This is a genomic window from Flavobacterium sp. S87F.05.LMB.W.Kidney.N, from assembly GCF_004366435.1.
Lineage (GTDB): Bacteria > Bacteroidota > Bacteroidia > Flavobacteriales > Flavobacteriaceae > Flavobacterium.
Map to the genome: position 1 here is coordinate 565,923 of NZ_SODX01000004.1, position 12,130 is coordinate 578,052.

The following is a 12,130-nucleotide window of genomic DNA, read 5'->3' on the forward strand; positions in this document are numbered from 1 at the left end:
TCGCCTAAAAAAAAATGAAACGTCACATGTTTTATTTAATTTCAAATATCCGAATAAATTTTTCTTCTAATTTTTTCCTTTTCTTTTCTTCTTTCCATCTGGAATAGAAAGCCATAAAAAGTAAAAACAAATTAACTATTGTAGAGGCACGTCTGAGTCCTTTTGCAAAAAAAAGAAAAAATATATTAATTGTCAGTATCAGAACAATTGGAGCATATTTCACCCAAGCGGAATGAAGCTTACTGATGGGTTCAACATTGTAATTTACTTGAAGTCTATTGTTAATATTCCCGTAGTTTCCTTTTACAAGAAAAACTGCTGAAGACTTTGCTGAATTTACTGTTAAACAAAAACTTCTATCATCAAAAAATCCATAAAAGGGCTTTATTGGTCCAGATAAAGGAAATATTCTCGATTGTCCTAAAAGTTCTTTTGGAGAACCAATTTCTGTATTGTCTTTTAATCTTGTTCGGAATTCAGCGATACTTAATTTTGATTCCATTAATTCCGATTTGAAGTTTGATTGGCAAACTTTTTTGTTATTAGCTTAAAATACTTTTTTAAATTTTTCGAATAAGTTCCTTTACCCGAGCAAAAACATAATTGGCCTCTTCGTCATAAATAACCATATCAAAATCTCTGGTTCCTTCGGTAAAAATACCTTGCTTTTTGGTGTCTGTATATAACTGCTGAAAATATTGATCGCGCTTTTTGAGCCAGTCTAACTGCTCTTTTTTTAACTTAGACTGTTCTTTCGGACTTATTTTATTTTTTAAATTCTTATACACAACATTTAGCAAACTATCTGACTGGTTGTAATAGGCGTAAGAACAATTGCTCATCGCACTGCCTTTATCTAAACATTTCTGATACTCTGCTTTCAGTTTTGAAACTGTTTCTAATGTTTGCGAATTAGATTTCACTGCAATCAAAACAAACAATATTACAAGTGCTTTTTGAATCATAATTTATATGTTTTTTTGTCCCAGGTTTTCTTTGTTTCAAGTTTCAAGTTTATGCTGTACTGTTAAACTAAAAGCCTCACAACTTGAAACCTGAAACTTGAAACAAAATCTTTTATTATTCAACAATACTTTTTACCATATCTTCAAGGGCTTTTCCGTGAATATTTTTGGCTAGAATAATTCCGTTTTTATCTACTAAAAAATTCAAGGGAACAGATTGCAGCATATAATCTCCTACAACTGGAGAAGTCCAATATTTTAGATCACTTACTTGTGTCCACGGTAATTTTCCTTTTGCAATTGCTCCCAGCCAAAGCGGTTTTTTAGTATCCATAGAAACGCTGTAGATTGTAAATTTATCAGGATAAGCATTATACATTTTTAGTAATGTTGGCTGTTCTTTAATACAGGGTCCGCACCAAGAAGCCCAAAAATCTACTAAAACCAATTCTCCTCTTAAGGAAGAAAGTGCAATGTTATTTCCTTTCGTATCAGGAAGATCTATTTCTGGAGCAATATCGCCTACATCAACTCCAACAACCTGAGCTTTTGTACTGGTTATAACACAACATAATAATCCTAAAATAAGTAATATTTTCTTCATAATTGATTAAGTTTTTGTTTTTGTGGCTGTTTTTTAATCTCCAAACAAATATAAATACTTCTTCATAAATCTTCTCCTCCATCATAAAATTATCCTAAAATAAATTATACTTAATTGGTATATCGGGAAAAGTCGATATATTTGCAGCATGGAAACGATAGAAATATTTAAAGCTTTGTCAAACAAGTCCAGACTGCAAATGCTGGAATGGCTTAAAGAACCCGAAATCAATTTTCCTGATCAATTGCAGCATGCAGGATTTGAACATGGTGTTTGTGTTGGTCAGATTCAAGCCAAGGCTGGTTTGACACAATCTACAGTATCTGAATACTTGTCTATTTTACAGCGCGCCGGCTTTATCGAGTCTAAACGTGTTGGACAATGGACTTACTATAAACGCAACGAAGGTGCCTTTGAAGCACTCAGTAAATTAATTCAATCTAATTTGTAAAATTACTATGAGTACAAACAACCTGTTTTCTCCATTTAACTTAAAAACGTTAAATCTGAAAAACCGAATCGTAATGGCGCCAATGACGCGCTCATTTTCTCCAAACGGAGTTCCAACTGACGAAGTAGCAGCTTACTATGAAAAAAGAGCTGAAGGCGAAGTTGGTTTAATATTATCTGAAGGAACTGTAATTGACAGACCTTCATCATCAAACGATGCTAATGTGCCGCATTTTTACGGAGATTTAGCTTTAAACGGATGGAAAAAAGTTATAGACGAAGTTCACGCAGCTGGAGGTTCTATGGGACCGCAGATCTGGCATATGGGAATTATGGACAATCATCAATCAGGATGGGTTCCTCCAGTTCCTTTTGAAGGTCCGTCTGGATTAAATCGTCCTGATTTTAGAAACGGAGTTTCTATGACAGAAAAGGACATTGAAGATACTATCCTGGCTTTTGGTAAAGCAGCTGCTGATGCTAAAAGACTAGGTTTTGACACTATCGAAATTCACGGTGCACACGGTTATTTAATTGACCAGTTTTTTAGAGCTGAAACGAATTTGCGTGAAGATATTTACGGTGGAAAAACACTGCCGGAACGTAACCGTTTTGCTATTGAAGTAGTAAAAGAAATTAGAAAACAAGTTGGGAATGATTTTGCTGTTATCATGCGTTTTTCTCAATTTAAACCTTCTGATTACAATTATAAACTGGCTAAAAACCCACAGGAATTAGAAGCTTGGCTTACTCCTCTTGTTGATGCTGGTGTTGATATTATTCACGCTTCACAACGCCGTTTCTGGGAACCTGAATTCGAAGAATCTGATTTGAATTTTGCTGGATGGGCTAAAAAGGTAACTGGAGCACCAACTATTACTGTTGGTTCTGTTGGATTATCTGGTGATTTCTTTGGTGCTTTTGCCGGGGAAAGTTCACAGCCAACTTCTTTAGAAGAACTAAACAGACGTTTCGACAGAGGCGATTTTGATTTAGTTGCTGTTGGAAGACCTCTTTTATCTGATCCGAATTGGGTTGCTAAAATTAAAGCTGGAAAAACAGATCAACTAAAAGGTTTTAGTAAAGAAGCTTTGGGACAATTGGTTTTAGAATAAGTTTTTTTTTTTTAAAGGTACATAGTTACAAAGGTTCAAAGGGGCAGAGTTTTCCCTTTGAGCCTTTTTTTTATTTTGTTTCCTTATAAAGACAAAAGGGATAAACAATTAAGTTCATCCCCTTTTTGAATATCATAACTAACAAAATTAAGAGATTCAATATTTTTATTTAAGGCTCAGAGAAACAAAGGTCCAAAGGGACAAAGTTTTTCCTTTGAGCCTTTATCCCATTGCCTCTTTGCCACTCTAAAAAACTTTTTTCTTTTGGAATTTATTCTGAAGCCACATTCTAACAGGTTCGTCATATAATTTCAAACATACAAATGCCATGACAATACTAGCGATTAAAACTCCAATACCCTCTAAATATCCATTTTCCATTGAAACTTTGTTATCTACAACCCATGCTGTAAACCAATAAATTAACGGATAATGTGTAATGTAAATTGGGTACGAAATATCACCAAGAAGTTTGCAGATTTTAAGCGAAAACTCATTTTTAATTTCGCCTCCTGCGCCAATGGCAACGATAATTGGAAAAACTAAAATGATACAGAAAGATTCATATAACCCATTTATCCAAAGGCTGTTTTCGTCTCCAAATCTTGGTAAAGCTAAAACAATAGTTATTAGAATACTGCAAACCCAAAAAGCATTTTTTACATGAATTAATTTTCCTAAACGGCACAACAAAACTCCAGCAAAAAACGGATAAAGCAAACGTGTAAAACCTACATTCATCTGCTCCAGATTTAATGACCAGCCACCGATTACGTCGCCTTTTGGCCCGAAAACAGTATAATTAATTAACAGTCCGGCAAATATCAATACAAAAACTGATAGTACTTTATTCGAAAATTTACGAAAGATTAAGGCGTACAAGATATTTGCAATATATTCGAAAAAAAGTGACCATGCCGGACCATTTAAAGGATGCATTTCTCCCCAGCCTCTAATTTCTAATGAAGGCGGGATTGGTAATAATGTAAAACCGATTATCATCGTTAAAATAACTTTCCAAACGGCCATATCTCCAATCATTGGAAACAGTATATCAGATGCTTGAAAATAGTAAAATATAGCGCCTATAATCATCCCCATAATTACCATTGGCTGGAGACGGATTAATCTGCGTTTGTAAAATTCCCATTGTCCCATTTTTTCCCAGCGGTCATCATAAGCATACGCTACAACAAATCCCGATAAAAGAAAAAAGAAGTCAACAGCTAAATAACCATGATTGATAATTTGTACGAAGCGGTTTCCACCGCTAAAAGCTTCAAAAATATGAAAAGCAACTACCAAAATTGCTGCTACACCACGCAATCCATCAAGAATTTCATAATGTTTTTTTGGTTTTATATCAGATGAAATTGAACTCATTTGTTTTGGGTTTCAGTTAGGTTAGGTTTTAATTGAAGATTTTAGATTTCAGATTTTAGATTTTCTGCACTCTGAAAATTTGAAAATTAAGTTTGGAATTTGGAGTTTTTAAATTGTGATTTAATTTATTGGTGATTTTTAAGCCACTCTGTTCTTCTTTGATCTGGTAAATGTTTTACCGTAAAGTTCTCAAATTTGGCTTCAAAACCTTTTCCGTCTGGCGAAGCTGCCATTAAACCAACCATAACTGGCGTGTTATCTTGCAAAGGTGCATTTCTAGTCATGATATAATTTTTATCATCAAAAGAATAGAATATTTCGACAGCATCTAATCGTCGTACGGCTTTAATCCAAATGAAAGGAGGCACTTTTTCTAAAGTTGTTACACTCCAATCGCTTTTGTCGTGCGTAACCACAGTACTGATATTAAATTTTCCGTCGACAAATTCAACTCCAGTTTTGATGTAGTTTTTTTCATCAACTCGGATCATTAATCCCATTTGGTCAAAACGGGCAATGTAATTTCCAGTTAGTTTTACTTTGGCTTCAAATTCACCTCCATAATTAGCATAGTAAAAAGGTGCATCGTCAACAGTAAATCCGTAATGCGAAATTCTCCAGTAATCGCTGTTTGCTGTTACGTTCATTATTAATGCATTGTTTTTAATTTCCCATTTTTCAGGTTCATTAAACCATTGCATTTTATTCAAAGTCTGCGCTGAAAGGTTCTGAAACAATACAAAACCAATCGTTAATAATAATATTCGTTTCATTTATAATTTGATTATTTATTTTTAAAAAAAAGCAAAACTTATAACGTTTCACATTTAACATTTTTACATCTAACTTTTTAAGACAAAAGCAAAGCTGCAAATTTTGACACTTGCAGCTTTACAAACCAACCAATTTTTAGAAATAAAAAACTTATTTAAGTGAGAAATTCACTTTAGATTTTATGTCTGTTGATGAAGCTCCAATGATTGCCTCAAAATCACCAGGTTCAGCCACCCAGTCATGTTTTTTATCGTCGAAGAAACTTAAAGCTGTTTTATCAATTGTAAAAGTTACTGTTTTTTCTTCACCTGCTTTAAGCGCAACTTTTTCAAAACCTTTTAATTCTTTTATCGGACGCGGTAAAGAAGATTTCAGGTCTGTAATGTACAATTGTACTACTTCTGCTCCTTCTCTGCTTCCTGTGTTTTTCACATTAACAGAGAATGTAATTTTGTCTCCTGCGTTAACTTGCTTTTTGTCAGCTGTCACTTTTCCGTAACCAAAAGTGGTGTAGCTTAAACCGTGGCCAAAAGAGAATAAAGGTTTAATTTTATTCTTATCCACCCAGCGGTATCCAACAAAAATTCCTTCATTATATTTTACCTCATCACCGCCAGGAAATTCTCCTAAAGCGTGCGCTCCATTGTCAGCTAATTTTACAGGAAAAGTGAAAGAAAGTTTTCCAGACGGATTTACATCTCCAACCAAAACATTTGCTAAGGCATTTCCAGCCTCAGTTCCTAAAAACCAACCTTGAACAACTCCTGGAACTTCTTTAATCCAAGGCATTGCAACAGCATTTCCAGAGATATTTACGAAAACAATATTTTTATTGACTTTCGCTAATTCGCTGATCAATTTATCTTGACCATAAGGCAATTCTAAATGTTTACGATCGTGTCCTTCATCATCTTGATTTTCACTTTTATTTAAACCTCCAATAAAAAGAACAATATCAGCATCTTTAGCAACTTTTAAAGCCTCTGCTGTTAGCTCTGCCTGCGGGCGTTTTTCTTCTAAACTAACTTTAGCTACAACGCCGTTATAATTACTAGTAGGATCACCAACATAACCTCTTGCGTAAACAATTTCAGCTTGGTTGCCAATTCTTTTCTTTAATCCTTCAAGAGGAGTAATTTCATATCTTGCTTTAAGTGAAGAACTTCCTCCACCAACGGTCATCATTTTGATGGCATTTTCTCCAATTACAGCAATCTTTTTTGTTTTAGAAAGATTAATTGGCAGAATGTTATTTGTGTTTTGCAATAATACAATTCCTTCCTCAGCGATTTTACGTCCCGCTAAAGCATGTTCTTCTGTTCCAAAAGATCCAAAAGGACGATTTCTATCCATTGTAGTCAAGAAAGACAAACGAAGAATACGACGTACTTTTTCGTCTAATTCTTTAGTTCCAATTTCACCTTTTCTGATCATTTCAGAATATGGTTTTGCTAGATAATAATTGTCATAAGCATTACTAGTTCCCCAAGAAAGTCCATTTGTCCAAGAACCAAATTCCATGTCTAAACCATTATGAATTGCTTGTTTGGTATCATGAACTCCTCCCCAGTCTGAAACTACAACTCCTTTGAAGCCCCATTCTCCGCGAAGAATATCATTTAATAGATATTCATTGTGGCAGCACTGTTGTCCTTTGTATTTATTATAAGATCCCATAATTGCCCATGCATCACCATCTTGAACTGCCGCTTTAAAAGCTGGAAGATAGATTTCATATAATGCACGATCGTCTACAACTACGTTTACAGAATTACGATTTGTTTCTTGATTATTTAAAGCGAAATGTTTTACACAAGCGGCAACTCCGTTCGATTGAACTCCTTTTATGTAAGGAACAACCATTTTAGAAGCTAAAAACGGATCTTCTCCCATATATTCGAAGTTACGACCGTTTAATGGGCTTCTGTAGATATTTACACCTGGGCCTAATAAAACATTTTTGTTACGGAAACGTGCTTCTTCTCCAATTGATTTTCCATATAAAGAAGCCAATTCTTTGTTCCATGTTGATGAAAGTGCTGTAAGAGCTGGGAAAGCAATACAAGAATCGTTTGTCCATCCGGCCTGATCCCATTCGTCCCATTTTACTTCTGTACGAATTCCGTGTGGTCCGTCAGTCATCCAGTTTTCTGGAATTCCAAGTCTTTTTACACCTGGAGAACTAAATTTAGACTGCGCATGAATCATGGCAATTTTCTCTTCAGTTGTCATTCTTTTAAGTGCATCTTCTACACGCTCATTAATTGGCTTTTTATCATCAAGATAAACTGGCACTTTGTTTTGGGCATTTACACCCAAAGAACTAAGTAAAAGTAAAACAACAATTGTTTTAACGTTTTTAAACATAACAGTATTTATTAAAGCATTAGTTTATAATATAAAAGTAACTTCATATAAAAGTACTTTATTTATCATATGGTAAAACTAAAACGTTATCGTACATGTTACATTTTTGGATACAAAAAAGTAGTAAATTAAAAAATTAAAATATTGATTTGCAGTATATTAATAAAAAATACACATCAAAAAAAGTAGTAGATTTAAAATAAATATCTATACTTTCAATGATATTGAACCAATTTTCATGACCATTTCTTCGAAATCATTTCGCGAAACTGCCGCTTTATTTCGAGCTCGGGTTCTGTAGTTGTAAATTGTACTTAAAGAGTAACGAAGAAATGCTGCAATTTTTACACTATCGGTGATTCCGAGTCTAATAAGTGCAAAAATTCGAAGCTCTGTATTTAATAATTCGTTTTGTTTGAGAACAATCTGCTCTTCTGGAATTAATAACGCATTAAAATCTTTTACAAATGTTGGATATAGGTTTAGGAAAATAATATCGAAATTCTTGTATAATTCTTCTAACTCATTATCAACCAAAGTAGTTGACTTTAAAATTTTATAAATTTCATCAAACTGTTTCGCAGTTGCTTTTTTGTTGAGAATAATGCGATAGTTTTCCAGTTTATTGATGTAAGTCGAACAAAGATTAAAGAAATGTGCAATATATTCTTCCTTAACTAAATTAGATTCAGACAATTGCAGATTACTTTCCTGAAGCTGACTGTTTGTTTCTGTAATATCTTTATTTAGTTCTGCTAATTTTTGACTGGTTTCGTAAAGTTCTGTTCGAATTCTCGAAACTTTTTTCATTTGTTTGTAAACATAAATAATAGCAACCAACAGAAATAACGAAAGCAGACTTATGCAAAGCAGATAGATTTGTAATTCGCTTTTTCGCTGTGCCTCACGCTCTAAATAAACAGTATTGATGATCGAATATACTTCTGACATTAAGAGCGTTCTAAATTGAACATTACAATAAAGCGCATCTTCAATGGCAGATTGTGTCAATTTGTACGCCATATCAACATCACCAATTTCATAAAAAACCAATGCTAATTCCTGCAGTGAAGCATTGTCTTTATTGGCGTTTTTAATATCCGAAGTGGCAGAAAGCGCGTAATATTTCTTTCTTTCTTCTAATTGATGGGTTGCTTCTGAAATTTTCCCCAGCAAATAGGTAATCATAGCATATTTCGGATCTTCTTCTTTTATTTTATTCAATAAAGTAAGCAGTTCCTTTTTTGGCTTTTCGAATTTTTTATGAATAAAGATATCTTGCTGAATTCTATTAATTTGATAATCAAGAGTATTAGGTTTTAAAATACTTAATAGCGAATCTCGATATTTTCCTATTTGTTTTCTGTATTCTCGATTATCACTATTCGCTGCATAATGTTCAAAAAACTCCCGATACGAAATATAGTAATTAGGAAGCAATGAAACTGCCAGATTCTTTTTGTTTATACTCTTTAGAAGAGCTTCAGACTCGCGGTATTTTCCAGATGAAGAATAAAGCGTTACCAATTGCAGCTGTGCTAAATTAAAAAGTTCTTTGTTTTGCAATTGTTCTGCTATTCTAAGATTCTTTTTAACGTATCGAATAGCCGAATCTGAGTTTAATTTTTGGTATTCAAGATATAAGGTTTTGTTGTAATTATATTCTTGTTCGGGCGTAAGATTATCCGATTTTATTTTCTTAAAATTCAGAATTCTTTCTTCTTTAAGTTTTACATACTGCTGCTTATTTTTTATCGCATTATTTAATTCTTTTAAAATAACATCGGTACTTTCCAATGCAAAAACCGGAAAGTTTACTATAAGAATTAAGAGAAATAAAAAATAATTTTTCAAGCTGACTTTATATAAAGGGAATTACAAATATAGAAAAGCAAAAATATATAATGCGAATTATTTACTAGAGTAAAAAATGTACAATATGAGGGGTGTTTTAGATTTGCTATAAAAAATAAAATAACATTTAGCTTTATCTATAAATAAATTGATTTCATTTAGATAACTAAAAAGCTTTGTCTGAATTTAAATCATGACAAAGCTTTTTTTATTTTATACTGCAATCGGCGCAGCTAAACAGCTTTCAGGAATATCAAATGCATTTACTAAAGCTACTGCATCTGGACGAATATCCCAGCAAAGCTGATTAACCATTTTACGTACTGCTTTGGTTTTTACCGCTTCCATATAACCGTCTTCTAAATACCAAGCTTTATTTTTTTCAATCTGCGAAAGTGCATACAATTGATTCAATCTCGTTAAAATTGTTTTAGATTCCTCATCTTCAATTTCTTTTATTGCAAGTTGAAATTGTTCTAAAACTACTCTTTCTAAATAGGCTTGAGCAACATCTATCATTTGATGCTGTACGACATTAAAAGCATCATACGCTTCTAATCCGCCATCAACCAATTTTTTAATACGTCTCGCTGCCGAAGCTAGAATTGTTTTTTCTCGGTGAACAAAAGCTTGTAAATGAAACTCGCTGTCTAATAAATGTTCGTCGTCTGTTTTTCTTGTTGCAATTGGATTCTTTTCTGTAATTGCAGTTTTAGCATTTTCATACACATAATTAATAATGCCTAAAGAACCCATTTCTCCAAACGATTTTCTGAATTCAGACAAACGATTTTTGGCAACCAATTGCATTAAAACCGTATTATCTCCTTCAAAAGTCGTGTAAATTTCGGTATCATTTTTAAGTGCATCAATTCGATTTTCAGACAAATAGCCTTTTCCTCCGCACGCTTCACGACATTCTTGCAGAATATCTCTTGTACTCCAAGTAGAATACGATTTCATTCCCGCTGCTAAAGCTTCAATTTCCTGCATTTCGGCTTCTGTTCTATTTAAAAATCTATTGGTCAGATATTGAAGTGCAAAATGAACTGCATAGGTTTTAGCCAAATGGGGTAACAATCTGCGTTGATGCATTCTATAATTTAAAATTGGTACTTCAGATCCGCCTTCTGGTCCAAATTGTCTTCTTTGGTCGCTGTAGCGAATGGCAATTGTTAACCCCGATTTAGCTGCAGCGAGAGCCGAACGCGGAATTCCGATCCTTCCTCCAACTAAAGTTCCTAACATGGTAAAAAATCTTCTGTTATCACTCGGAATCGGACTTTCAAATTCTCCATTTTCATTTACCGAAGCAAAACGATCAAGCATATTTTCTTTCGGAATCACAACAGTATCAAAACTAATAGTACCGTTATCAACTCCGTTTAATCCCATTTTATGACCGCAGTCACCAATTGTAACACCATCTACAACATTTCCATTAGGATCACGTAACGGAACCACAAATGCATTTACACCATAATCATGATCGTCTATAATTAGTTTTGCAAAAACAGTTGCCATTTGGCCATGAACTGCTGCATTGCCAATGTATTCTTTTTGGGCATTTTTATTTGGTGTATGAATGGTAAAAGTCTGATCGTTATGATTGTAAGTTGCCGTCGTTTCCAATCCTTTTACATTTGATCCGTGATGTGTTTCGGTCATGGCAAAACATCCTGGAAGTTTTAGCGAACCAATGTCTTTTAAATATTTAGCGTAATGTTTTTCTGTTCCTAAAGATTGAACACTCATTCCCCACAATCCAAACTGAACTCCAAATTTTATTACTAAACTTAGATCGTGGTAACTCAGCGTTTCCATAATCGCAAAATAATCGGCTATGTTTTCTCCTCCTCCATATTGTTTTGGATAAGCCATATTTCCAAGATTTTCATCGGCTAGAATTTTGCACCATTTGTAAACAGTCTCCCTAAAAACATTGATATCGGTAGAAGTTTCATAAGCAAATTCAGGTCTAGAAATAACCGATTTTACTTTTTCAATTATTGCTGCTTCTTTTCCGTTTAAAATTTTGGTTATTTTCTGGATATCGAAAGTGGCATTAGTATGAGAATTTACCGTGTAAGAACCTGCTTTTGTTTTAAAATTTTGAAGTGCTTCTTCTCCTAAAATTCCTAAATCATTTTCTAATTTTTTGAAATCTGATTCTATTGGTGTTAAATCCAAATCGTTTCCTGAAAGTGCTTTTGCAATATCAAAAATCGATTTGATAGAAGATTTATCTTGAATACTTTTTTCAATATCCAATTTCCATTGTGTGAGTTCATTTCGCGAAGGCGGATTTGAAATATCTACTTTAGAACGCAAATATTCTTTTTCTTCTTCTGATAAAGCATTCAGGGAATTTATAAACTCTTTTAATGTTCCAAATTCTTTTTGTGTCAATAAATCATCTGACCACACTAAATAAAATAACGGAGTAAAGGCTTGAAGTTTGGTATTTTTCATATTATAAGGAATAATTTAGCATTGGTTAAATTTATGAATTTTCCTTACTAACATAATTTTCTGATACGTTAATTAAATCGTAAAAAATGATATTTGATAATCTAAAAATTCAAAAAATTCAAAAGTCATACAATTAAAATTCATAA

At 33.3% G+C, this 12,130-nt stretch carries 10 protein-coding genes; 2 read left to right on the forward strand and 8 right to left on the reverse strand.

All coding sequences use genetic code 11. The annotated features are described in order from the left end of the window. Positions 1-31: 31 nt before the first annotated feature. The 3 genes from EDB96_RS15025 to EDB96_RS15035 all read right to left on the reverse strand — a co-directional run bounded on the left by EDB96_RS15025 (position 32) and on the right by EDB96_RS15035 (position 1,569). Positions 32-502, reverse strand: a complete 471-nt coding sequence (locus tag EDB96_RS15025; RefSeq protein ID WP_134141708.1) for a hypothetical protein — start codon at positions 500-502, stop codon at positions 32-34. A gap of 58 nt (positions 503-560) precedes the next feature. Further along, positions 561-965 carry a lysozyme inhibitor LprI family protein gene (locus tag EDB96_RS15030; protein WP_057118381.1) on the reverse strand — a complete coding sequence of 135 codons (405 nt, stop codon included), beginning with the start codon at positions 963-965 and terminating at the stop codon, positions 561-563. 115 nt (positions 966-1,080) lie between these two features. After that, complete coding sequence (locus tag EDB96_RS15035; RefSeq protein WP_134141709.1) at positions 1,081-1,569, reverse strand: TlpA family protein disulfide reductase; 489 nt, start codon at positions 1,567-1,569, stop codon at positions 1,081-1,083. A 148-nt stretch (positions 1,570-1,717) separates the two neighbouring features. Between EDB96_RS15035 and EDB96_RS15040 the strand changes: the two genes are divergently transcribed. Next, on the forward strand, positions 1,718-2,020 hold the full coding sequence (locus EDB96_RS15040; protein WP_057118383.1) for an ArsR/SmtB family transcription factor: 303 nt from the start codon (positions 1,718-1,720) through the stop codon (positions 2,018-2,020). A 7-nt stretch (positions 2,021-2,027) separates the two neighbouring features. Then, positions 2,028-3,134 (forward strand): NADH:flavin oxidoreductase, encoded by a 1,107-nt coding sequence (locus EDB96_RS15045; protein ID WP_134141710.1) that lies wholly within the window; start codon positions 2,028-2,030, stop codon positions 3,132-3,134. A gap of 246 nt (positions 3,135-3,380) precedes the next feature. Here EDB96_RS15045 and EDB96_RS15050 read toward each other — a convergent pair whose 3' ends face one another. The 5 genes from EDB96_RS15050 to EDB96_RS15070 form a co-directional block, all read right to left on the reverse strand. After that, entirely contained in the window at positions 3,381-4,517 is a 1,137-nt protein-coding gene (locus EDB96_RS15050; protein WP_134141712.1) for an acyltransferase family protein, read from the reverse strand. Between the two features lie 125 nt (positions 4,518-4,642). Beyond that, positions 4,643-5,290: a DUF1349 domain-containing protein gene (locus tag EDB96_RS15055; RefSeq protein ID WP_134141713.1), complete on the reverse strand. Its 648-nt coding sequence runs from the start codon at positions 5,288-5,290 to the stop codon at positions 4,643-4,645. Between the two features lie 151 nt (positions 5,291-5,441). Then, entirely contained in the window at positions 5,442-7,658 is a 2,217-nt protein-coding gene (locus EDB96_RS15060; RefSeq protein WP_134141714.1) for a glycoside hydrolase family 3 C-terminal domain-containing protein, read from the reverse strand. Between the two features lie 207 nt (positions 7,659-7,865). Then, positions 7,866-9,512 carry a DUF6377 domain-containing protein gene (locus tag EDB96_RS15065; protein WP_134141715.1) on the reverse strand — a complete coding sequence of 549 codons (1,647 nt, stop codon included), beginning with the start codon at positions 9,510-9,512 and terminating at the stop codon, positions 7,866-7,868. 213 nt (positions 9,513-9,725) lie between these two features. Continuing rightward, complete coding sequence (locus tag EDB96_RS15070; protein WP_134141717.1) at positions 9,726-11,984, reverse strand: acyl-CoA dehydrogenase; 2,259 nt, start codon at positions 11,982-11,984, stop codon at positions 9,726-9,728. Positions 11,985-12,130: the final 146 nt, after the last annotated feature.

Coding starts and splice junctions, on each gene's coding strand:
- EDB96_RS15025 (WP_134141708.1), bottom strand. CDS start 502: ATGGAATCAAAATTAAGTATCGCTGAATTCCGAACAAGATTAAAAGAC.
- EDB96_RS15030 (WP_057118381.1), bottom strand. CDS start 965: ATGATTCAAAAAGCACTTGTAATATTGTTTGTTTTGATTGCAGTGAAA.
- EDB96_RS15035 (WP_134141709.1), bottom strand. CDS start 1,569: ATGAAGAAAATATTACTTATTTTAGGATTATTATGTTGTGTTATAACC.
- EDB96_RS15040 (WP_057118383.1), top strand. CDS start 1,718: ATGGAAACGATAGAAATATTTAAAGCTTTGTCAAACAAGTCCAGACTG.
- EDB96_RS15045 (WP_134141710.1), top strand. CDS start 2,028: ATGAGTACAAACAACCTGTTTTCTCCATTTAACTTAAAAACGTTAAAT.
- EDB96_RS15050 (WP_134141712.1), bottom strand. CDS start 4,517: ATGAGTTCAATTTCATCTGATATAAAACCAAAAAAACATTATGAAATT.
- EDB96_RS15055 (WP_134141713.1), bottom strand. CDS start 5,290: ATGAAACGAATATTATTATTAACGATTGGTTTTGTATTGTTTCAGAAC.
- EDB96_RS15060 (WP_134141714.1), bottom strand. CDS start 7,658: ATGTTTAAAAACGTTAAAACAATTGTTGTTTTACTTTTACTTAGTTCT.
- EDB96_RS15070 (WP_134141717.1), bottom strand. CDS start 11,984: ATGAAAAATACCAAACTTCAAGCCTTTACTCCGTTATTTTATTTAGTG.